Here is a 22,444-nt window from a genome sequence, read left to right as displayed (position 1 = left end):
GAAGATGAGCAACGAAAATCAGTCTTTTCATAAATCCATGAGTCTGCTTGATGCGACGATGCTGGTCGCTGGCAGCATGATTGGCTCGGGAATATTTATCGTTTCGGCCGACATTGCCCGAAATACGGGATCTGCGGGGTGGATGATGTTGGTGTGGCTTATCTGTGGATTTATGACATTGACCGCCGCGTTGAGTTATGGGGAACTGAGTGCAATGTTCCCAAAGGCGGGCGGACAATATGTTTATCTGCGGGAGGCATACAATCCTTTAGTCAGTTTCGTCTTCGGATGGACATTTTTTGCGGTAATACAAACTGCGACAATAGCTGCGGTGGGCGTAGCATTTGCCAAGTTCACGGCATATCTATTTCCTTGGTTGGATGAGGATGTCTATCTATTGGTTTTGGGGGATTATCGTATCTCTTCTGCTCAGTTGCTGGCCATCGGCGTAATTGTCGTACTGACGGCTATAAATTCACGTGGCATCAACAGCGGCAAACGGGTGCAGACGACGCTAACATTGATTAAGATATTGAGTTTGCTGCTGCTGATCCTATTCGGTTTTCTGGCATTTAAGTACGAGATTTGGAATGCTAATTGGATGACTGCAGATCTGTGGCACCTACGTCGTCTTCATCTAGATGGTTCGTTTGAAGAGTATTCTACCTTTGGTGCATTCGGTGCAGTGTCTGCTGCATTGGTTGGCGCATTGTTTAGTAGTGATTCCTGGCATTCTTCTTCTTCTGTCGCTGGCGAAATTAAGAATCCGCAACGCAATATAGGTTTAAGTTTGGCATTAGGGACACTGATTGTGACAGCTATTTATCTGTTGACGAATCTGATGTATACAACGGTGCTGGATCTCCACCAGATGGTTAATGCACCTAAGGATCGCGTTGCGATGAGCGCGGCTCAGGAAATATTCGGGCCGTTCGGTATCACCATCATAGCCGTGATGATCATGATCAGTACCTTTGGTTGTAATAACGGCATCATCTTGGCCGGTGCGCGGGTATATTATTCCATGGCACAAGACGGCCTATTCTTCAAAAAGGCGGGAACACTGAATCGAAATTCGGTCCCCGCATATGCGCTATGGATACAATGTGTCGTATCCTGTTTATGGTGCCTGAGTGGCAAATATGGCGATTTACTGGATATGATCACGTGTGTGGTGGTGGTGTTCTATGTACTGGCGGTTGCGGGGGTCATTCGCTTGCGCTACACCAGACCAGCACTGCCTCGACCTTATAAAGCTTTTGGATATCCTTTCTTGCCTGTTATCTATATTTTAATGGGCTTGGCGTTTATCGTATTGATGTTGATCTACAAACCAGATTATACCGTCCCGGGAGTATTGATTGCTTTGGCTGGGATCCCAATTTTTTATGTAATTAACAAGAAAAACAAACAACATGTCTAGAGTATATTTTTCTATTATTTTTTTTCTTCTCGTTCTTGTAGGACAGGGGGCAGCGCAAGGCACAAAAGCAGATTATCAGCAGGCTGCTGGTTTGAGAGGGAAGATAGCGAATAAACTTTACGATGTTCCTTCGCAAATAAAATGGGATAAGGATGGTCGGCACTTTTGGTATGAAAAAAATACAGCGGAAGGTCGAGAATTTGTCCTGGTCGATGCGGAGGCCCGCGTCAAAACCACTTTTTTTGATCTCAAAGCGTTGACGTCTGCTTTGAGTAGCGCGTTAGGCCGGACGATAGATGAGCGGGCGATCAGCACCGACAGGGTGTCCCTGCTCGGTAAAGACAGTATTGCCTTAGAATATGATGGTTACAGGTGGACGTGGAACCGCACTAGTAATACACTGGGAAAAAAAGAATCCATTAATAGAGAAAGACGGGGTGGCTATTGGGGGCAGCGGTTCGACGACAGCAAAGGAGAGCCAATTGAGTCACCAGACAAGACGCAGATTGCTTACGTGAAGAATAGCAACATATATATCGCAAAAAAGGGTGATCCAAGTTCTGAGCAACAAGTAACGTTCGACGGCAGCCCCGGAGAATATTATGCAGCACATTTACACTGGTCTGCAGACGGTAAAAAAATTGCAGGAAGTAGGGTGCGCAAGGCGGAGGTCCGGCAGCTTACGCTCCTAGAGTCTTCGCCTTCAGACCAGTTGCAGCCCAAACTGCAGACCCGGGACTATCCAAAACCCGGAGATGCCCTTTCCCAATATTATCCGGTAATTTATAATCTTGACACGCGTAAACTCTTGACGTGTGATGCAAGCCTCATTGAGAATCAATTCTCGGTAGGCCGTATAGATTGGCGGGAGGATAGTAGGGCCATCACTTTTGAGTACAATAAGCGTGGACATCAACAATATGCAGTGGTGGAACTGGATGCAAATGTAGGTGGTACCCGTTACCTGATTAACGAAGTAAATAAAACATTCATAGATTATAGCGGTAAACGCTTTCGAAAAGATGTCGGGGATGGAAAGGAAATCATCTGGGCGTCCGAACGGGATGGATGGAACCACCTTTATCTCTATGACGGAAAAAGCGGAGCGGTGAAAAACCAGATTACCAAAGGGCCATGGGTGGTTCGGAAGGTTGTTCATGTGGATGAGACAAACCGAAGAATTATCTTCGAAGGAAGTGGCAAGATTAAAGGTCAGGATCCGTATTTTATACAGTATTATAGCGTAGATTTTGATGGCAAGAACCTCATCGAATTAACGCGTGAAAATGCCAACCATACCGCCTATTTTAATGAAGGGTTGGACTATTTTGTGGATGTGTTTTCGCGTGTTGATCAGGTTCCAGTGACAGTTTTACGTGATCGATCTGGAAAGGTTGTGACGGAGCTGGAGAAAGGAAATGCGGAGGAGTTATTGCAGGCGGGATGGAAGGCTCCTGAGGTGTTCACAGCAAAGGCTCGTGACGGGCAAACGGACATATGGGGAATTATTATCCGTCCGACAAATTTTGATCCGCAGAAAAGGTATCCGGTGATTGAGTACATCTATGCGGGGCCTCATAGCTCTTTTGTGCCTAAAACGTTTATACCGAATCCTTCTGGTATGCAGGAACTGGCTGAACTTGGGTTTATCGTTGTACAGATCGACGGTATGGGGACCTCTAACCGCTCGAAGGCATTCCATGATGTCTGTTGGAAAAACTTGAAGGATGCAGGGTTCCCCGATCGTATCTTGTGGATGAAAAGCGCAGCACAGAAATATCCGTATATGGATTTAGAACATGTAGGCATCTATGGTACATCCGCCGGTGGTCAAAGCTCAACGGCCGCGGTCTTATTCCATCCTGAATTCTATAAAGTAGCCGTATCTTCGTGCGGGTGCCACGACAATAGAATGGACAAGATCTGGTGGAACGAGCAGTGGATGGGATGGCCAGTGGGGCCGGAGTATGCAGCGTGCTCTAATATTGAAAATGCCGAAAAATTGCAAGGGAAGCTCCTGCTGATTGTTGGCGAACTGGATGACAACGTGGATCCTTCTTCTACCTATCAACTTACCAATGCCTTGATCAAAGCCGGTAAAGATCATGAGCTGATTCTCGTGCCCGGCATGGGACATTCCTCGGGAGGGGAATATGGAGAAAAGAAACGACGGGATTTTTTTGTTAGGCATTTATTGGGCGTTGATCCACCTGCTTGGGACGTGAGGTAACACATATAGGGTATAGCTGCTATGGCACGTTTTCTCCGCTTTTTTCTTCTATACAGTCTTTCGGCTTGCTGTGGAATGGTCGTGGCACAAGACTCGCCGCACAGGTGGCCGAGTCAAGGAAATCCGGTGGTTCCTGGCTATTTTGCTGATCCTACCATAAAAAAAATAGGAGACACGTATTATCTGTACGCCACCACGGATGGCAATGGTGGTGGGCTGGGACCTTCACAGGTGTGGAAATCGACAGATTTTGTACATTGGACCATTCAACCTATGAACTGGCCCACGACACATTGGTATTGGGCGCCCGATATGACGAAAGGTTATGACGGACGCTATTACCTCTATTATAGCCAACCCGTGGAGCTTTTTGGTGCGGTATCCAATTCTCCGGTTGGTCCCTGGACTTCGCTTGTGGCGGACAACAAACCTTTTGTTCCAAACTATATGATTCCCGGAGTGATCACGCTCGATGGGCAGACATTTACCGATGATGATGGTAAGATTTATATGTTTTGGGGAACTTGGGGCATCTATCCCGGCCATGGGTGTGCTGTGGGTCTTCTGAATAACGATATGAAGTCCTTCGAGCGAACTGAGCTCATTCCCAATACCACGGCAAAGGATTTTTTTGAAGCACCCCTTATGTTCAAGCGTAATGGAATCTATTATTTGTTGTATTCTTCGGGCCATTGCGAGGATGACACCTACCGTGTCCAGTATGTAAAAAGTAGAACAGGACCTTTCGGCCCGTATGAATATCCGGCTGGTAATCCAATTTTGGCGACCACTTCGGATGGTAGTATCCACGGACCTGGACACAACGGGATTTTAGAAGAGGGCGGCAAAGTATATATCGTATATCACCGGCATAACAACCCGCATTCGGGAGGAGGTTTCCACCGGCAGGTAGCCGCCGATGAACTTCATTTTGACGAACAGGGAAATATAAAAAAATTGATGCCAACACATAAGGGAATCGGAATGCTGGCTAAAAGCAGCATCCCTTATACTGATTTGGCCTTCGGTAAAAAGGTAACGGCTTCTTCGTTCTATAGCGCTGAATTTCGGGCATCATTTGCTGTTGATAATAACAATGGAACATTATGGCGCGCCGCCAACAATAGGGGGAGTGCGTGGTTGACCATAGATCTGGGCACTGTGAAGTCTATTGGGACTGTACTGCTTGAAATGGAATACCCCACCTATGCCTACCAATATGCAATTGAGGTTTCCAAAGACGGTCAGAACTGGGCCATGTTCTCGGACAACAGGACGAACGACCGGTGGGCCAGCCCCATTGTTGCAACTGGAGATTTGAACGCACGTTATGTCCGTCTAACCATACATGGTACCCAACTTCAGGGGCTGCCGCGCGGTGTGTGGAATGTGAAAGTATACAGCGAAAAACTGCAGCAGCAAACGGTCTGGTCCGCACCACAACCTATGCCTCGCCGGACCAGTCAGGACACCTCAACGATCTTCTCTTTACAGGCTTCGTCCTATAACGCTGGAGAAATGCGCTCGGTGATACAAAATAGCACGGGAACAATAGGTAGCTGGAAAGCTTCGGCTGCGGTTCCTGTAAAAAATTATCAGGGAAGACGAGCCTTTTACTTGGACGGGAAAACGCAGCTCCATTCTGATTTTGCTGTTCCCAACGATCAGCAGGGGAATGCTTCTTATACCCTTTGTATGTGGGTCAATAATCCAGACATCGAACGAATTGAACCGATCGTCTCCTGGTCGCGCCCGGGACATGATCTGACGCTTGCCACATTTGGGATGGGAATCGATCCGGCTAGAGGGGTTGTGCAACATGGCGGTTGGGCGGATATGTCTTTCTCGAAACTTCCCCAAGAGGATACCTGGCATCAAGTTGTGATAACCTTTGATGGTTACATGGAACGTCTTTATGTGGATGGCAAACTGGAAAAGGAACAAAATAAAATGCTGTTCGTGCAAAGCGGGAAACATTTTACAGTCGGTGCAGCAGGCGACGATTTTTTTTCGGGATATATCGCAAGCTTAACTCTAGAACGCCACGCTTGGACAGCACAGCAGATAGAAAACAATTTTCAGCAGAAAAAGGCGGATTACCTATTTGCTTTAGAAACCGCTGATCGTCCAATTGGACCGATTGATGCGATGCCGGTATTTGATGGAATTAGAACCTCGACCGTCGCCTGCGAAGACGGACGGATCTCGGTGATAGCGGGCAGGACGGGACTTCTGGCGGATCACATGGAAGCGACAGAGCTGCTGAAAATGATAGGACATCCGGATTTTACCATGGAAATGGATGTTTTTCTCCAAGGGGCTTGGAAACATATCGTTTTAAGCAGCGCGCAAGGAAAAGTTCGTTTATGGGAAAACGGTATACCAACAGTTTCAGGGTTGCTTACTGGCCTTTTACAAAAAAGAGATGGATTCGTCTCTTGGGAGGATTGTGCCGTTCACGCCATTCGGGTATATAGAGATTCGTTATCGGAAGCTGCAATTCAGGCACTGTATGCGCATTGGCGGAATTCTTTAGATGGAAAATTGGTGAACACGGCTTTGCAAGCTGATGGCGTTCCGTATTACATTAATCCGGATAACCTGTTTGTTTCCATCAAACCTGGTAGTCCACTTCTGAGGTATTTGTTCTCTTTCGGAGAACAACAATCGGATTGGAAGAAAATGCCTTTTCATCTTTTTCAATCCGCCCGTAAGCCGGCGCGTGCGGAGGTACGCGTGCGGGATGTCTATGGAAATGTCGGGAAGCCTATCCGTATTAAGATAGCAGAAAACCGTCCCATTGACTTATTCAGAAATACGCATGACCAACCTTGGACGATGGATAGCAAGTTATCATTTTGGGATGGTATGCGTATTCCAAACGATCGTGATAGCACCGCTTTGAAGATCAAGCATCATTCGCTCGAGTGGACACTGGCCTCGAAAGATACCAAGCTGGATATCCCTGGATGGCAGGGGCCTTTCCTTTACAAAGAAATGATTGAGGATTTCACGTTTGAATTGCAGGTGGTGGACGTTGCAGGACTGCGATCTGCAACGAGGACATCCAGTGAGGCAGGGATTTTAATACAGGATCCTGCAAATCCTCGAAGCTACCTTAACAACACCGTACTGACGGGTTGGAATTTGGGGAACTTGGTTCGATTTGTTACCCCCGGGCAGCATGTGGAAAAAAATGTAGGAAACGGGCTTGTTTTCGAGCCATTTTTACAGGTGCAGCGGCGAGGTAGCCGGATCTATTTGCGGAGTTCAACAGACGGGAGTTTGTGGACAGATTTGCCAGGAAGTCCATTTTCTGTGGACGGATGGGCCGGTAAAAACATTCGCGTTGGCATATATCAGACGGCAAACAATAACCAACTGGGATATGGTATTTTCAAAAGTTTGAAGTTATGGCGTTAATCGGTGCATAATACACAATTAAAAGTGTCTAATTGACGGTTAAAATATTGCGCATATTGGCGAAAATGCGAATCAAATAGCCTGTGATGGTATCGTAAATTTGATGTTACACACATGTAAATCTATTTCTATGATACCAATCAGACTACTAATCTATGCTATTTGCGTTTTTATGCCTTTGGGCGTATGGGCGCAAAGCGGACAGGTTCTTCGAGGGAAGATACAGGATCAGCAAGGTCATCCACTAGCCAATGCATCCGTAAATGTTGCGCCTAGAGGCACCGGCACCAGTAGTGACGCCCAAGGGAATTTTAACATTTCTTACAGACCTGGCGACACGCTTACGGTGACTTCTATCGGATTTGTTTCGCAAACTATCACCTTGCAAAGGCAGGAAGAATTAACCATAACGTTGGTTACGGTGTCCAGCACACTGGATGAAGTCATCGTTGTCGGTTACGGAACGCAAAAAAAGGGAGAGATTACCAGTTCTATAGCAAGCGTAAAAGCAGAGGATTTTACCAAAGGGGCGATAAAGGACGCTGGACAGCTTATCCAAGGCAAGGTTGCCGGCCTGCGTATCACTACATCCAACGGCGATCCCAACGGTACCTCTCAGATCAACCTCCGCGGTCTCAACTCAATTAATGGATCGCAGAATCCCCTTGTTATCATCGATGGTATACCAGGGAACCTGAATACGGTCGCCCCGGAAGATATCGAATCTGTCGACGTATTGAAAGATGGAGCTGCTGCAGCAATCTACGGTACTAGAGCAACAAGTGGGGTTATTCTTATTACCACTAGGCGGAACAGCTCACAGGAAAACAGGACTTCCATCGAATACAATAATTATGCAAGCTTGCAGACACTGTTCAGAAAGCCCGAAATGTTTACGGCAACCGATTACCGCAGATTGATTGCAGAAGGGAAAGGATATGCCGATCTAGGGAGTTCGACAGACTGGATCGAGGAGGTAACCCAGCAACCATTCAGCCATAATCATAACCTCACGCTGTTTGGCGGCAACAGCAGGACGAACTTTACCGGATCGGTGAACTACAGAAATTGGGAAGGCGTTTTGCTTAAAAGTGGACAGGAGCGATTTAACGTGCGGGCTGAGCTCAACCATGATATGTTCGATGGTAAACTTCGGTCTAACCTCCAAGTAATCAATCAAAGTATAAAGGCTCTGCAGGGAGGATCTTCAGAATATATGTGGAGACAAGCTATTATCCGAAATCCTACCGATGCAATTTACAGGGAAGACGGTAAATGGAAGGAGAGTAATGCATATATGTATGATAATCCACTGGGCATGATCCATGAGTCCACAAACGACCGGATCTTTCGTGAAACGCGTTTAAATGGTTCGCTCGACTATCGCCCTATGGAAGGTTTAAGTCTAAAGATGCTTTTATCCCGGGTACAGCAAAATGATCTGTACGGAAATTCAACGACGTTTGATCACGTAAATACGACCAAAAACGGGTTGAACGGAACCGCTTCCCGGTCCACAGATGCTTCGGTTGAAAACTTGATGGAACTTACAGCCAATTACAACAAAACATTCGGCGAACATAAGGTCGGTCTATTAGCCGGCTACAGTTGGCAGGATAAGACCTCGGAGAACTTTTACGCCTATAACTTCGATTTTCCTACGGACAATTACAGTTACAATAAGCTGGAATCGGGCATGGCATTGCAACGGGGAATGGCCGAGATGACCAGTTATAAGGAAAAATGGAAGCTAGCGGGTTTTTTTGCTAGGGTGACCTATAGTTATAAAGAGCGGTATATGGCTATGGCCAGCATCCGACGGGAAGGCTCATCGACCTTTGGGGAAAACTATAAGTGGGGAAGCTTCCCGGCTATATCCCTGGGTTGGGATATTGCAAAGGAGCCGTGGATGGAAAATCAGCAGATTGCTAGTCAACTCAAGTTGCGTGCTGGTTTCGGTGTTACCGGAACTATCGCATCTTCTTCGTATATGTCCCAGACCAGTTATAATTTCTTGCGTGAGCAGGGAGCGTATATTAATGGCAAATGGGTTCCCGGGTTTGTTCCATCCCGAAACTTTAATCCGGATCTTCGATGGGAAAAAAAGCAGGAATACAATGTCGGTCTTGACTTCAGTATTCTAAATAATCGGGTGTATGGATCTTTCGACTACTACACCCGGCGGGTGAAAGACCTCCTTTACCAGTTCAATGTACCCTCACCACCCTATCTTTATAGCAGTATGATGTTGAATGCAGGAGAAATGAGCAACCGCGGATTTGAGGCACTTGTTAATGTGGACGTTATAAAAAAGGAGAATTGGAACTGGAAAACGGGAATCACGTTTTCCACCAATAAGAACGAATTGGTGAACCTTTCCAATGAGCAGTTTAATGTCACGGTTCCTTTTTTCGAGGCGGGATATACAGGAGAGCCAATACAGATGGCTACCCATCGCGTCGAGGTGGGACGTGCTGTAGGCGATTTTTATGTTTGGAAAACGGTAGGGGTGGATGATGAGGGAAAATGGCTCGTGGAAAACAAAGCGGGAGAAACCATACCCATCATTGATGCTTCACCCGATGATAGACAGTACTATGGCAATGGTATACCGGATTTTAATCTGGGGTGGAACAACAGCTTTTCCTGGAAGAATATGGACCTAAGCTTCAGCTTCCGAGGTGCATTTGGGCATCAGGTCCTAAATATGACCCGACTTTACTATGAAAACCCAGTCAACACGGAGTATAATGCCCTTAAGACCGCTTACGATCCGGTATATGGAAAAACATTGACAAATGACTTGGTATATGTCTCACACTATATTGAGGATGCCGATTTTTTGAAACTCGACAATGTTACTTTTGGATATACCTTCAAGCCTCAGCTAATAAAAGGGGTGAACAGATTGCGGGTGTACGTTTCCGGGCTTAACTTATTTACTATTACCGGCTATAAAGGACTGGATCCGGAGGCAACCAGTTATACCGGCGATTTCACCTTTGCTCCCGGTATAGAACACCGTGACCGATATCCGACGACGCGTACTTTTACCGCAGGACTAAATGTTTCATTTTAATTTGTTAGATCATGTTTGGAGTATATACAGTAAAATATAAGAAAATAATAGGAATTCTGTTATGTGGCAGCCTCATTTGTCAAGGTTGCACGGATCTTAAAGAGGAAGTGTTTTCCGAGGTTTTGGAAAATGACTATAAACCCACTGAGCGCGATCTGCCCTATATCCTGGCTCCGGTATACGCCTCATTTCGCACGTTGATGTTCGGCTGGCAAGGGTACTTCGATCTGCAGGAGGAGTCTGCAGATCATATCATCACGCCGGTACGCCCTAACGGCTGGGACGATGCAGGTACCTACCGTCGGATGCATCAGCACACCTGGAATGCAGTCCAGTGGCAACCCTACAACACGTGGCAGCAAGCATATGCGAGCATAACTAAGGCAAACCGTGTCATCATGCAGGTGGAGGACGGCACATTACCCTTGCCGGAGGAGACTGGCAAAGCTGCTGTAGCTGAACTACGGGCTGCAAGGGCGCTCGCTTATTACCTCTTATTGGACAACCATGGCAATGTCCCTATCGTGACGGATTACCGTGATGTAACTTTGCCCGATCAGAAGACTAGGAAAGAGCTGTATGATTTTGTAGTAAAGGAGTTAACGGAGATAATTCCTGCGCTGTCGGAAGATGTGGAATCCATGTATGGACGAATGAATGTCTGGGCGGCCCATGCATTGCTTGCGAAGATATATCTAAATGCACAGGTTTATACCGGCACACCGGCATGGGACAAGGTAATCCAGCAGACAGATCAAGTGATTGAGGCAAATAAATATCGACTTGATGCGGATTACAAAAGTGTTTTTTCCGCTACCAACCAAAATTCTCCGGAAATTATTTTTGCAGTTCCCTATGATGAAATATACGGGCACGGTAGCCAGATCCATATGAAAACGCTAGATCCGCTCAGTCGTCTTGTGTACAATATGGCTGCAGGTCCATGGGGCGGAAACTGTGCCGTACCACAATTTATAGACACCTACGATACGGACGACCAGCGATTGTATGATAGCTGGATCCAGGGACCACAGTATCATGCGGCGACCGGGGAACTGGTCATCACTTATGTAAATGAAGTCCCTGGAATCGGCGGAGACGGCACTGTCGCGCCTTCTAACGCAGGTTATCGTATCGGTAAGTACGAAATCAAGAAAGGAGCGACCAGTAATTTAGATAACGATTACCCGATGTTCCGTTACGCCGATATATTGATGATGAAAGCTGAGGCATTGCTACGCACAGGAAAAGCGGAACAAGCCGCTGCTCTTGTCACAACTGTACGTGAACGGGCATTCAAATCCCGTCCGGAGAAGGCTGTAGTGAAAGGCAGCGATCTGCTCTCAGGCAGTATGTATAACTATGGGGTGCAGGCCAAAGATGGTACGGTCGCGGGCAACAATGGTGGCGCGGATATTGTTTATGGACGTTTTCTGGATGAACTGGGTTGGGAGTTTACCGCGGAAGCTCACCGAAGGCAGGACATTATACGTTTTGGCGTGTTTCAGACAAAATCGTGGTTTAATCACAAGCCGCACGCTAATGCTACCAGTAGAACGCTTTTTCCTATTCCTAATGATGAGCTTAATAAAAATCCGAAATTAGAACAAAACCAGGGATACTGATATGTAAATTTTCTTGCAGTTAAACCTAGCAAAAATGGGCGGTTCTTCTTATCTTTAAGATATGAGAATCGCCTTTTTTTCAACCCAACCCTACGACCGCTTATTTTTTGAACAAGAAAATACCTCCGGTGAATTTGACTATCAGTTCTTCGAAACACACCTTGGACCGCACATCGTTGAGATCGTTCAAGACGTTGATGCAGTTTGTGTCTTTGTTAATGACAAAGTTAACAGGGAGGTGATCCAAACTCTTGCGGGTAAGGGGGTGAGAATAATAGCATTGCGATGCGCGGGATTCAATAATGTAGATTTGAATGCGGCTAAAGAGTTCGGTCTCTCAGTATGTCGCGTGCCGGCCTATTCGCCAGAAGCTGTGGCAGAGCATACGATGGCCATGCTGCTCACGCTAAATAGAAAAACTCATAAGGCGTACAACCGTGTTCGTGAGCAGAACTTTTCGCTGAATGGACTTCTGGGTTTCAATCTATACGGTAAGACCATCGGCGTTGTGGGCACCGGGAAAATTGGAAAGGCATTTTGCAAGATCGCGCAGGGTTTCGGATGCGCGGTGCTTGCCTTTGATCCTTACCAGGACGATGAGCTAAAAGACCGCGGAGTGACCTACGTTGGTCTGGACGAGCTTTACGGTGAATCTGATATTGTTTCGCTGCATTGTCCGTTGACTCCAGAGAATAAGCACCTGATCAGTTCGGACTCCCTTGGAAAAATGAAAGACGGGGTTACTTTAGTTAATACCAGCCGCGGAGGACTTATCGATACACTAGCGGTCATTGATGCGCTTAAGAGCAGAAAGATTGCGGGCCTTGCCATTGATGTCTATGAACAGGAAGAAAAATTATTCTTCAAAGATCTTAGTGGCACCATTATCGAAGATGACACGATCCAGCGGTTAATGAGCTTTCCAAATGTACTGATCACGGCCCATCAGGCTTTCTTCACAGATGAGGCGTTAACACAGATTGCCCGGATCACGCTTCGGAATTTGCAGGACATAGAAGCAGGTTTGGCGCCCGTGATTCCTCAGGCCCAGCTCTGTTAACGGAATTACGCCGTTATATCGGTTGATTTTCGCAAGGTAGTAGTTGATTCCAAGAGAAAACTCTGGTACTCCATTTCCGTTCTATCTTTTGTGTTTTCCATCATTTCTATCAAGAGCTGCAGAGCTAACCCCGCCATTTTGCCGGTAGGCTGCCTAATCGTTGAAAGAGAGGGAGATAGGTAGTCGGCGACATTGGTGTTGGTAAACCCGATTACGGCAATATCCCGTGGAACGTTCAATTCCATACCGGCCAGCACGCCGAGTATTTTTATCGAAAGGGTGTCCGTGCCACCAACGATGGCATTCGGTAGGTTCCCATTGTCCCATAAATTTCGTAAAGTCTGCGTAAGCTCGCTATCGATATCTTGGGAGGGGTCTTGATAATTGGCGTAAATGACATATTCGGGCAGATAGGGAATTCCGTAATTGTGCAGGGCGTTCTTATAACCGCGGATGCGATCTTTGGTGTTCCCGATATCTTTACCGCATAGCAGGGAAATCCTCCTACGACCTTTTTTAATCAACTCTTCTGTTGCATTATACGTTTCCATACTGTTATGGATGCCTATTTTATAGGTCTTCAGTCCATGGTGTAAGCGGTCAAACAGTATGATGGGGCAAATGTTCTGATGGATATGCGTCATCAAATCGGTATTGGATTTCTCATGAGCTGGTGAGATAATAATGCCGGCAACATTTTGCTGGATCAGAAACTCCAATGCATCTTGTTCCTGTTTTGCTGAGTTCTGTGACTGAAACGGGAGCAGTGTATAGCCCAGCGGAAGGATTTGTTTGTAGAGTTCGTCGATAAAATCTAAGAAGAAAGGGCTTGATAGAAAAGGAATAACGACGCCGATAAGGTTGGTTTTTCCTGTTTTTAGATTTTTTGCAAAAGTATTCGGCCTGTAATTATGTTCCTTGGCATAGGCAAGTACCCGGTCTTTGGTCTCCTTCTTTATTTCATGGCTGTCATTCAGTGCCCGGGAAACTGTCGCTGGTGATATGTTAAGTGCCTTGGCAATGGTCTTTATGTTAACTACGCTCATGAGATACTATTTTTTGTTTCTACCAGTTAAAAATATTGAATTAATTCTATTTAACCTATTTTACGTCACTATATGACTGGACATAATAATTTATTAAGTGTTTTGTTGACATTTAAATAATTTCTTTTATCTTTAGAAAACGCTAACCAATGTGTTACCTTAAAAAGACAATATTTATGTTCAGAAAAATGATCCTCCTAGGTGTTGCCATTTCATGTTTTGCAGGCTCTTTATCCCTGCGCGCGCAACAACTGTCCGATACCGTTATCCATGTGTCGGGTAATCCGTTATTTACCCATAAGTATACTGCTGATCCTGCCGCTCTGGTAGTAGGCGATACATTTTATCTTTACGCGGGAGAGGACACGGGAGATGGAAAGGGATACAACATTCCTAACTGGTTGGTATTTTCGAGTAAGGATATGAAGACGTGGACGGAGCATCCCATACCTCTGCGGACCAGTAGTTTTTCGTGGGCTACAGGCAATAGTTCGTGGGCATCTCAAGTCGTTGAGCGGGACGGCAAATTTTACTGGTATGTTTCCACCGAACATAAAAACGAAGATGGAAAACGGGGAAAGGCAATCGGCGTCGCGGTTTCCGACAGTCCGACAGGACCGTTCAAAGATGCCCGGGGCACTGCATTGATCACCAATAATATGACGACACAGTGGACCAAGATAAGTTGGGATGATATTGATCCTACTGTTTGGATTGACGAGGATGGACAGGCATATCTCTTTTGGGGAAACACCCAATGTTATTATGCAAAGCTGAAGAAAAATATGGTGGACATCGAGGGTGAAATTATGCCTGTTGAGTTACCGGCTTTTACGGAAGCGCCATGGATACATAAGCACAAGGATTGGTATTACTTGTCCTACGCGACCGGATTTCCAGAGAAGATTAGCTATGCCATGAGTAAGAGCATCCATGGTCCGTGGGAACCCAAAGGTATATTGAATGAAATCGCCGGAAATAGTAACACGAATCATCAGGCCATCGTTGAATTCAAGGGAGTATGGTATTTTGTTTACCATAATGGCGGCCGGCAGACCGAAGGAGGTAGCTATCGCCGGTCGGTCTGTATCGACCGGTTATATTACAATGAAGATGGCACGATACAGCGTATACAGATGACCACTGAAGGAATAAATCCCTGATGGTAGATCACATTTGGCGTAGATTTTGCGTACAGTAACAGAAGAGAATAATTTGTATGAAAAAGATTATAGGATATGTAATGGTAGGGATGGTGCTTTTAAGCCTTTCTTCCTGTTATACGCACAGGCACCCTCACGGTATGCCGCCCGGGCAGGCAAAAAAAATATACGGCGGAAAGTCGGCTAAGCGTTATGCACCCGGACAACAAAAGAAAAAACACAAAAAGGGAAAAGGACATTACAAGCACGATGTACACATCCATACAGGATGGTAGAAAAAGATCAAAGACCGGCCGATAGCCGGTCTTTTGTTTAAATAGCTCTTTTTATTTTTTTTTGTAGATTAGAGTTTTAAAAACCTTAACCCTTTTAGATATGTTAAAAAAATATGTCGGATATGGTACACTTCTATGCATGTTAGCAGGGAGCGCGATGTCCTGTACACAAACACCTTCAGACAAAAAAGAAGTGGACAAAAAGCAAGAAGAGGAAGTACACAATCCTGCAACACAGACGATTCCGGATGAAGCAAAAGATCTGATTGGCCGGTGGGACTTAACCGTCGATAAGGATGGTAAAGAAGCGCCCTCATGGCTGGAAATCAAACTATCCGGTTTTAACACATTAGTTGGATATTATGTTGGTGACAGTGGCAGCAGCCGTCCTGTATCTCACGTCAAGTTAGCCAACGGAAAGTTTTCTTTTGCTATACCTCCGCAATGGGAAGGAGGCGAAGGTGATTTTACCATTGAGGGCGAACTTGTCGGCGGAGAACTAAAAGGAACAGTTACAACAAATAAAGGAAATACCTTTACCTTTAAAGGGGTAAAGGCGCCCTATCTGACAAGGACCGGCGAGGTACAATGGGGCGAACCTGTAGAATTATTTAATGGAAAAGACCTCACAGGATGGAAAACATCGTCGGATGATAGTCAGTGGGTCGTGAAGGATGGAATCCTGATAAACCAGAAAGCAGGCGCCAACCTGATCACCGAACAGAAGTTTGAGGATTTTAAGTTGCTGGCTGAATTCCGGTATGCTGAAGGCGGTAACTCGGGAATCTACCTACGCGGTCGTTACGAAGTACAGATTGAAGATTCTCCGAAAGATAGGCATCCGGGATCACTGTATTTTGGCGGTGTTTATGGCTTTTTGGCACCCAACGAGATGGTAGCGGCAGGGCCGGGTCAATGGAACAACTACGAAATCACCCTAAGGGGACGTTTGGTAACTATCGTAGCAAATGGAAAGACAATTATAAGCAATCAGGAGATTCCGGGAATAACCGGCGGTGCATTGGATAGCAAGGAAGGCGAGCCTGGGCCGATCTACCTGCAGGGCGACCATACCGGTGTCGAATTTAGAAAGATCACGATTATTCCAGCAAAGTAGTGTGCATCTCGTATACCGCATAGAAGGCATTCCGGAAGGGATGCCTTTTCTTTATATTTTTTTGATCTCTGGTAGCTTCATTCCTCAACTAGCTCTATTTTTTTTCTTGCCGCTGCACAACACGAAAAAGTAAATCGGCCGCCAGCCGGGCCGTGCGTGAATCAATATCGTATTGCGGATTGAGTTCAGCAATATCAAACGCCAGAAATTTTGGAGACTTTATTAACCGATCGAAAATATCGTAAAAAAAAGTATCCGGTAATATGCCCCGATAGGCTGGCGCACTGACTCCTGGAGCGAACGGGCTTGCGAAGACATCTAAATCCACCGTTAGGTAAAGGTGGTCAATCTCCCGCAGGAAGTTATCTATTTGCCCGGCAATGGTCATTTGATTTCCTGCATGGAAATCTTGGCTTTCTATACATTGAACATGGAGTGTTTTCGCGGTATGAAATAAAGCACGTGTATTGCTGATGAGGTTTATTCCTAATGCAAGATACGAAAGAGGAGTACCACGTTTCGCCTCATCACCAGCTATTTGATAGAAACCCGTCCCTGAGTTGGCGCCGCTTTCTGTGGGCATTCGTAAGTCGAAATGCGCGTCGAAATTGATTACCCCGATGCGGCCTTCTGTTGTTTGGCGTATGCCCTTGTAATGCCCATAAACAACTTCGTGTCCACCGCCTAATACTAAAGGAATGCCACCCTGCTTACGGATGCTGGATACTAGCGCGGCAAGCGCCTGCTGGGCTTCTTCCAAATTACGGTTAGGACAACAGATCGTACCGGCATCACATAGCTTTGACGGGTCAAGATGATGTAGTGGAAGGTTAGCCAAGATGCCGCGAAGATGATCAGGTGCAGCTGCTGCGCCCGTTCGCCCGCCATTTCGGAAAACGCCTTCATCGACAGAGAAGCCCACCAGAACATAGCGGTCTTGCAATGGGTGGGCATGCTGCATATCTAATGTCGAAATCACCTGGTGCCAACGTAGATGTTCCAGGGTTGTCCCATCTACCCTTCCGGACCACATCGTCTGGTCTCCCGGAATATAGTAATCCTTAAATTCTTCCTTCATGATTGTCCCAGTAAATGGTCAAGAATTGCATGGTCAACGTCCTGTGCTGTGGTAATTTGTAGATCAGTTGATCGCTGCAACTCAATCTCGATGGCCTGCCTTGCTTCCTTGTTTCTGGCCCATGCGCGTCTGGCGATACCATTGTTCACATCGTAGAATAGCATATTGCTTAATTTACGATCTGCAGCCTCCGTTCCGTCCAGTACCAGTCCAAAACCGCCGTTAATAACTTCTCCCCAACCGACACCTCCACCGTTGTGGATTGAAACCCAGGTAGCACCTCTAAAACTATCTCCGATAACATTATGGATAGCCATGTCTGCGGTGAATTTACTGCCATCATAAATGTTGCTCGTTTCGCGGTAAGGGGAGTCGGTACCGCTGACATCGTGATGGTCGCGGCCCAACACGATGGGCGCCTGGATACGACCTTCTCCGATCGCTTGGTTAAAAGCCCTGGCGATCTGTATGCGCCCGAGCGCATCAGCGTACAATATACGCGCCTGTGAGCCCACAACGAGTTTATTTTGATCTGCCTGTTGTATCCAGCGTATGTTGTCTGCAAGCTGCTGACGGATTTCCGGATAAGCTTGCTGGTGAAGCGCCTGGAGTACATTTAAAGCGATTTGGTCTGTGGTCTGTAGATCCTGCGGTGAACCTGAGGTACATACCCAACGGAAAGGACCAAAACCATAATCGAAACAGCGAGGTCCCAAAATATCCTGCACGTACGACGGATACCTAAATTGCTGGCCATCTTCATGCATAACTGCGGCACCGGCACGACTGCTTTCCAATAAAAAAGCATTGCCATAGTCAAAAAAGTAGGTTCCGCGGGAAACATGTCTATTGATGGCCTCCACGTGACGAACGAGCGAGTGTTGTACGGCCTGCCGGAAGGCGTCAGGATCTGCTACCATGAGTCGGTTCGACTCCTGGAAGGTGAGTCCAACCGGATAGTAGCCCCCAGCCCACGGATTATGCAGTGAGGTCTGATCCGAACCAAGACATACCGGGACACCGGCCTGGAAAAATTTTTCCCAAACCTCAACCACATTTCCCAGGTAAGCGATGGACACACATTCTTGTTCACGGATAGCCTTATGCACGCGTGTTGCGAGGGTGTCCAGATCGTCGATTAGCAGATCGACCCACCCTTGTTGAAGTCGTTTTTTTGCAGCAGCTGGGTTAATTTCTGCGCAGACGGTGATACAACCTGCAATGTTGCCGGCTTTGGGCTGTGCACCACTCATCCCACCGAGACCCGAGGTTAAGAATACTTTTCCTGCGATCTGATGCCCTTCGTCCAGTATTTTGCGAAAAGCATTCATTACCGTTATCGTTGTGCCGTGTACAATACCCTGAGGGCCTATATACATGTACGATCCAGCGGTCATTTGTCCATATTGGGTCACGCCCAGGGCGTTGTACTTTTCCCAATCGTCAGGCTGGGAATAATTCGGGATCATCATGCCGTTGGTGACGACTACTCTTGGTGCCTCCTTACTGGAAGGAAAAAGTCCCATGGGATGCCCGCTGTACATATGTAGGGTTTGCTCGTCAGTCATTAGCGCTAAGTATTTCATCGTGAGCAAGTATTGCGCCCAGTTCTGAAATACGGCACCATTTCCGCCGTACGTGATGAGCTCGTGCGGATGTTGGGCTACTGCCGGATCCAGATTGTTCTGGATCATTAGCATGATCGCCGCTGCCTGTACACATTTAGCTGGATAGTCCTCAATGGGACGAGCATACATGGCATAGGTAGGACGAAACCGGTACATATAAATCCGTCCGTAAGTTTGCAATTCTTCGAGGAATTCACTCGCTAGTTCTTCATGCCACGCTGTTGGAAAATACCGTAACGCATTTTGGATTGCGAGTTTTTTCTCGCCAGCCTTTAGGATGTCTTTTCGCTTCGGAGCGTGACTGACGGAAGTATCATAGACCGCTTTTGGCGGTAATGTTAATGGTATTCCCTGCACGATAGATTCTTGGAAAGTCATAATCGTTCTCCTTTCTGATAAATACATTTTCCATTTTTCCACACCTGTTGTGGCTGTAGCGTACCCTGTAAATAGGTAATGTTTTGATAATTTTCCGTGGAATACGTACAAAAATCAGCTAACATTCCGATGTCGAGTATTCCCCGGTCACTCAACGATACGGCTTTTGCTGCCCGGTAGGTGATTGCCGCAAATAATTCTGCATTGCTAAGCTTTTGGGCAGCTGCAAAGACCGATGCCTGAACCATCAATTGTCCCATAGGTGCAGAACCGGGATTCCAATCTGTCGCTATAGCTAGGCAAGCATCCTGGTCCAGCAGGTCTCGGGCGTCGGTGTAAGGAGAGCCGAGTCCCATGGATGCACCGGGCAAGGCCACAGCCACGGTTTTGGATTGAGCAAACAACGCAGCTTCGCGCGCTGTGGATGCTTCCAAGTGATCCGCGCTGACAGCGCCGACCTGTATAGCAAGCCGGGAGCCCCCTGCCGTGAATTGATCCGCATGGACGGTGATATCGAACCCTTGTCGCTTGGCTTCCAATAAATACGGTTCCGCTTCGGCTACGGAAAATGCACTTTTTTCAATAAAGATGTCGATACGCCGGGCGAGATGCTCATCACGCAGGATAGGAAAGAGTTTTGTTGCGATCTCAGAGAGATAAGCCGAGGCACTCCCCGTAAAGTCGTGTGGCTTCATATGTGCCGCCAGACAGGTCGGTACAAGATCTACTGCAACGTGCTGGTTCGCTATCCTAATGGCGCGCAGGATTTTGATTTCCTGTTCCACGGAAAGACCATATCCACTTTTAACTTCAATAGTGGTTACGCCTTGCTGCATCAGGCTTTGTGCGCGCAAACAAATGTTGGCTACAAGCTCCTCCAGGGAAGCCGATCGGGTATGCAGTACTGTGCTCCAGATGCCACCACCGGCTTCGGCAATTTCCAAATAGCTGGCTCCTGAATTCCGTAACGCAAAATCATTGGCGCGGTTTCCGGCGAAGGCAATGTGCGTATGACAGTCGACGTATGCCGGAGTACAAACTGATGGTTCGGACATAAGTATATGTTCTGCGGCATACCTGTTCAGGAGCTCAGCATGCTTACCCATGTCCGTAATGCGACCATCTTCGATCACCAATGCGCCATCGGTAATGACTTCGAGCTGCTGATCCGACAAAGCCCCATACATCGGAAGACTGCGGAGGGTAAGAAGCTGTGAAAAGGGGCCAATAAGTTTCTTTTTCATCGTTTAAAAATCAGTAAAGGTGGGTGCATGCTGTCCATATAATGCAATGTCGAGTTGAGCCGCTTTGGTTGTGGCGGCTTCTATGAGATCCCCCGAAGCAATGAGCGCTAATGCTGACTTTAAGAGCTCTTCCATCGGCTGATCTTCTTCAATGTGCGGGATCTGCCGGCGGACGGTGGCGTGGATGGCTTCGAGCACAGGAGTCGATGTCAGCGGTCTATGGAAGTCAAATGCCTGTGCGGCGCATATCAGTTCGATGCTTAAAATACGCTCTACATGTCTGATGACCTGTTGTAGCTTGCGTCCGCTTATGGAACCCATGCTCACGTGATCTTCCTGACCGAGGGAGGTTGGGATGCTATCGGCGCTGGCCGGAAAGCACAGACTTTTGTTTTCACTGGCCAGGGCGGCGGTGGTGTACTGCAGGATCATAAATCCGGAGTTTAGCCCCGTCGATTTCAATAACAATTTTGGCACACCGGGGGTATCGCCTTCCAAGGACAGATAAACGCGTCTATCAGATACATTTCCGATCTCCGAGACGGCCAGTGTCGCGTAATCTAGCGGCAGTGCAATGGGCTGTCCATGAAAGCTGCCGCCGCTGATCGTATTGTCGTGATCGATGATCACGGGATTATCGGTAACGGAATTGATCTCCACTTCTATGGCCTCTTTTAGGTGTAGCCACGCTTGTCGTGAGGCCCCGTGTATCTGAGGTATACACCGCAGGGAATAGGGATCTTGTACCCGGGAGCAGTTCTTGTGTGAATCAACGATCGCCGAGCCGGCTAGCAGATTATAAATTGTACTGGCGACAAATTGATTGCCGGGATGCGGCCTGAGCGCATGTAGCTCAGGAGAAAATGGTTTGATGGATCCGTTTAGTCCTTCAAGCATCAACGCGGCGATTAAGTCGGCGTTGTTGAGTAGATGATACATGTCTACAACGGCTTTAACACCGTGAGCAGCCATGAACTGCGTTCCGTTGATCAGGGCTAATCCTTCTTTTGCACCCAGCGTGATGGGAGACAGGCCATGTTGCTTTAAGACCGATGCGGTGTCAACCAGGTTGCCATCTGCCCACACTTTACCCAAACCGATCAGTGGAAGAAAAAGATGCGATAGGGGAGCTAGATCACCAGAAGCACCGACAGAGCCTTGTTGGGGAACCACAGGGATAATATCTTGCTCTATATGCCAAAGCATACGTTCAACCGTTGTCCACTGAACACCGGAATATCCCTTGGATAACGCATGAATTTTCAAGATCAGCATCAATTTGGAGAGAAGCTTATCGATCGGTTCACCTACGCCGACCGCGTGGCTTTTTAAGATGTTCTCCTGTAATTTTCGCGTATCATCTGCATCGATGCGTGTGGTGCACAACGGGCCAAAGCCGGTATTAATACCATATACGGTACGCTGCGATTGTACGATATCTTCCACATAACCCGCACTGCGCTCAATTCGTGCTTTTGTGTTCTCCGATACTTCTGCTTTAATTTTTCCTTCCGCCAGGAGGAGTGCTATCGAGCAGGTGAGCTCGTCCGTTCCGTAATGAAACGGCTTGTTTTCGATCCCGTCAAAATATGTTATCGCCATAGTCAAAATGCCTTTTATCAAAATTAATGCTTACTTTTAATACATGTAAATACCAATATTGTCAATTATTAAT

General features: G+C 46.9%; 14 protein-coding genes. 9 read left to right on the top strand and 5 right to left on the bottom strand.

Annotated elements, in window-relative coordinates; genetic code table 11:
- Positions 1–4: 4 nt before the first annotated feature.
- The 6 genes from ACFSR5_RS15370 to ACFSR5_RS15345 all read left to right on the top strand — a co-directional run bounded on the left by ACFSR5_RS15370 (position 5) and on the right by ACFSR5_RS15345 (position 12,840).
- Positions 5–1,423 carry an APC family permease gene (locus ACFSR5_RS15370; RefSeq protein WP_380905345.1) on the top strand — a complete coding sequence of 473 codons (1,419 nt, stop codon included), beginning with the start codon at positions 5–7 and terminating at the stop codon, positions 1,421–1,423.
- Positions 1,416–3,653 carry a S9 family peptidase gene (locus tag ACFSR5_RS15365; RefSeq protein WP_380905344.1) on the top strand — a complete coding sequence of 746 codons (2,238 nt, stop codon included), beginning with the start codon at positions 1,416–1,418 and terminating at the stop codon, positions 3,651–3,653. Before ACFSR5_RS15370 ends, ACFSR5_RS15365 begins: the two co-directional genes overlap by 8 nt.
- 21 nt (positions 3,654–3,674) lie before the next feature.
- The gene (locus ACFSR5_RS15360; protein WP_380905343.1) at positions 3,675–7,076 is read left to right on the top strand and encodes a family 43 glycosylhydrolase; all 3,402 of its coding nucleotides are present in this window, start codon (positions 3,675–3,677) and stop codon (positions 7,074–7,076) included.
- Between the two features lie 130 nt (positions 7,077–7,206).
- Positions 7,207–10,155, top strand: coding sequence for a SusC/RagA family TonB-linked outer membrane protein (locus tag ACFSR5_RS15355; RefSeq protein WP_380905342.1), 2,949 nt, complete (start codon positions 7,207–7,209; stop codon positions 10,153–10,155).
- 11 nt (positions 10,156–10,166) lie between these two features.
- A complete protein-coding gene (locus ACFSR5_RS15350; protein ID WP_380905341.1) occupies positions 10,167–11,780 on the top strand; it encodes a RagB/SusD family nutrient uptake outer membrane protein in 1,614 nt (537 codons plus the stop codon).
- A 61-nt stretch (positions 11,781–11,841) separates the two neighbouring features.
- On the top strand, positions 11,842–12,840 hold the full coding sequence (locus tag ACFSR5_RS15345) for a 2-hydroxyacid dehydrogenase (RefSeq protein WP_380905340.1): 999 nt from the start codon (positions 11,842–11,844) through the stop codon (positions 12,838–12,840).
- Positions 12,841–12,845: 5 nt separating this feature from the next.
- Here the strand turns inward: ACFSR5_RS15345 and ACFSR5_RS15340 are convergent, their stop codons facing one another.
- Complete coding sequence (locus ACFSR5_RS15340; protein ID WP_380905339.1) at positions 12,846–13,886, bottom strand: LacI family DNA-binding transcriptional regulator; 1,041 nt, start codon at positions 13,884–13,886, stop codon at positions 12,846–12,848.
- A 176-nt stretch (positions 13,887–14,062) separates the two neighbouring features.
- On the opposite strand from ACFSR5_RS15340, the gene ACFSR5_RS15335 reads away from it, so the two are divergent.
- The 3 genes from ACFSR5_RS15335 (at position 14,063) to ACFSR5_RS15325 (ending at position 16,441) form a co-directional block, all read left to right on the top strand.
- Positions 14,063–15,049 carry a glycoside hydrolase family 43 protein gene (locus ACFSR5_RS15335; protein WP_380905338.1) on the top strand — a complete coding sequence of 329 codons (987 nt, stop codon included), beginning with the start codon at positions 14,063–14,065 and terminating at the stop codon, positions 15,047–15,049.
- A 56-nt stretch (positions 15,050–15,105) separates the two neighbouring features.
- Positions 15,106–15,324, top strand: a complete 219-nt coding sequence (locus ACFSR5_RS15330) for a quinol oxidase subunit 4 (protein WP_380905337.1) — start codon at positions 15,106–15,108, stop codon at positions 15,322–15,324.
- A 100-nt stretch (positions 15,325–15,424) separates the two neighbouring features.
- Positions 15,425–16,441, top strand: coding sequence for a 3-keto-disaccharide hydrolase (locus tag ACFSR5_RS15325; RefSeq protein WP_380905336.1), 1,017 nt, complete (start codon positions 15,425–15,427; stop codon positions 16,439–16,441).
- Positions 16,442–16,535: 94 nt separating this feature from the next.
- Here ACFSR5_RS15325 and hutG read toward each other — a convergent pair whose 3' ends face one another.
- From hutG to hutH, 4 genes are read right to left on the bottom strand one after another with little or no spacing between them, the layout of a single operon-like run.
- Entirely contained in the window at positions 16,536–17,519 is a 984-nt protein-coding gene (hutG, locus tag ACFSR5_RS15320; RefSeq protein ID WP_380905335.1) for a formimidoylglutamase, read from the bottom strand.
- The gene (locus tag ACFSR5_RS15315) at positions 17,516–19,525 is read right to left on the bottom strand and encodes a urocanate hydratase (protein ID WP_380905334.1); all 2,010 of its coding nucleotides are present in this window, start codon (positions 19,523–19,525) and stop codon (positions 17,516–17,518) included. Before ACFSR5_RS15315 ends, hutG begins: the two co-directional genes overlap by 4 nt.
- Positions 19,522–20,769: an imidazolonepropionase gene (gene hutI, locus ACFSR5_RS15310; protein ID WP_380905333.1), complete on the bottom strand. Its 1,248-nt coding sequence runs from the start codon at positions 20,767–20,769 to the stop codon at positions 19,522–19,524. The genes ACFSR5_RS15315 and hutI overlap by 4 nt, the downstream gene beginning before the upstream one ends.
- A 3-nt stretch (positions 20,770–20,772) precedes the next feature.
- Positions 20,773–22,371 (bottom strand): histidine ammonia-lyase, encoded by a 1,599-nt coding sequence (gene hutH, locus ACFSR5_RS15305; RefSeq protein ID WP_380905332.1) that lies wholly within the window; start codon positions 22,369–22,371, stop codon positions 20,773–20,775.
- Between the last annotated feature and the right edge of the window lie 73 nt (positions 22,372–22,444).

The organism is Sphingobacterium suaedae, assembly GCF_042684625.1.
Taxonomy (GTDB): Bacteria; Bacteroidota; Bacteroidia; order Sphingobacteriales; family Sphingobacteriaceae; genus Sphingobacterium; species Sphingobacterium suaedae.
This window is presented reverse-complemented; position numbering and strand designations above follow the sequence as displayed.

What these genes read in the sequence shown, in the direction of transcription:
- ACFSR5_RS15350 (WP_380905341.1), top strand. Translation starts at nt 10,167, where the DNA reads ATGTTTGGAGTATATACAGTAAAATATAAGAAAATAATAGGAATTCTG.
- ACFSR5_RS15340 (WP_380905339.1), bottom strand. Translation starts at nt 13,886, where the DNA reads ATGAGCGTAGTTAACATAAAGACCATTGCCAAGGCACTTAACATATCA.
- ACFSR5_RS15315 (WP_380905334.1), bottom strand. Translation starts at nt 19,525, where the DNA reads ATGACTTTCCAAGAATCTATCGTGCAGGGAATACCATTAACATTACCG.
- ACFSR5_RS15360 (WP_380905343.1), top strand. Translation starts at nt 3,675, where the DNA reads ATGGCACGTTTTCTCCGCTTTTTTCTTCTATACAGTCTTTCGGCTTGC.
- hutI (WP_380905333.1), bottom strand. Translation starts at nt 20,769, where the DNA reads ATGAAAAAGAAACTTATTGGCCCCTTTTCACAGCTTCTTACCCTCCGC.
- ACFSR5_RS15345 (WP_380905340.1), top strand. Translation starts at nt 11,842, where the DNA reads ATGAGAATCGCCTTTTTTTCAACCCAACCCTACGACCGCTTATTTTTT.
- ACFSR5_RS15335 (WP_380905338.1), top strand. Translation starts at nt 14,063, where the DNA reads ATGTTCAGAAAAATGATCCTCCTAGGTGTTGCCATTTCATGTTTTGCA.
- ACFSR5_RS15370 (WP_380905345.1), top strand. Translation starts at nt 5, where the DNA reads ATGAGCAACGAAAATCAGTCTTTTCATAAATCCATGAGTCTGCTTGAT.
- hutG (WP_380905335.1), bottom strand. Translation starts at nt 17,519, where the DNA reads ATGAAGGAAGAATTTAAGGATTACTATATTCCGGGAGACCAGACGATG.
- ACFSR5_RS15355 (WP_380905342.1), top strand. Translation starts at nt 7,207, where the DNA reads ATGATACCAATCAGACTACTAATCTATGCTATTTGCGTTTTTATGCCT.
- ACFSR5_RS15325 (WP_380905336.1), top strand. Translation starts at nt 15,425, where the DNA reads ATGTTAAAAAAATATGTCGGATATGGTACACTTCTATGCATGTTAGCA.
- ACFSR5_RS15365 (WP_380905344.1), top strand. Translation starts at nt 1,416, where the DNA reads ATGTCTAGAGTATATTTTTCTATTATTTTTTTTCTTCTCGTTCTTGTA.
- ACFSR5_RS15330 (WP_380905337.1), top strand. Translation starts at nt 15,106, where the DNA reads ATGAAAAAGATTATAGGATATGTAATGGTAGGGATGGTGCTTTTAAGC.
- hutH (WP_380905332.1), bottom strand. Translation starts at nt 22,371, where the DNA reads ATGGCGATAACATATTTTGACGGGATCGAAAACAAGCCGTTTCATTAC.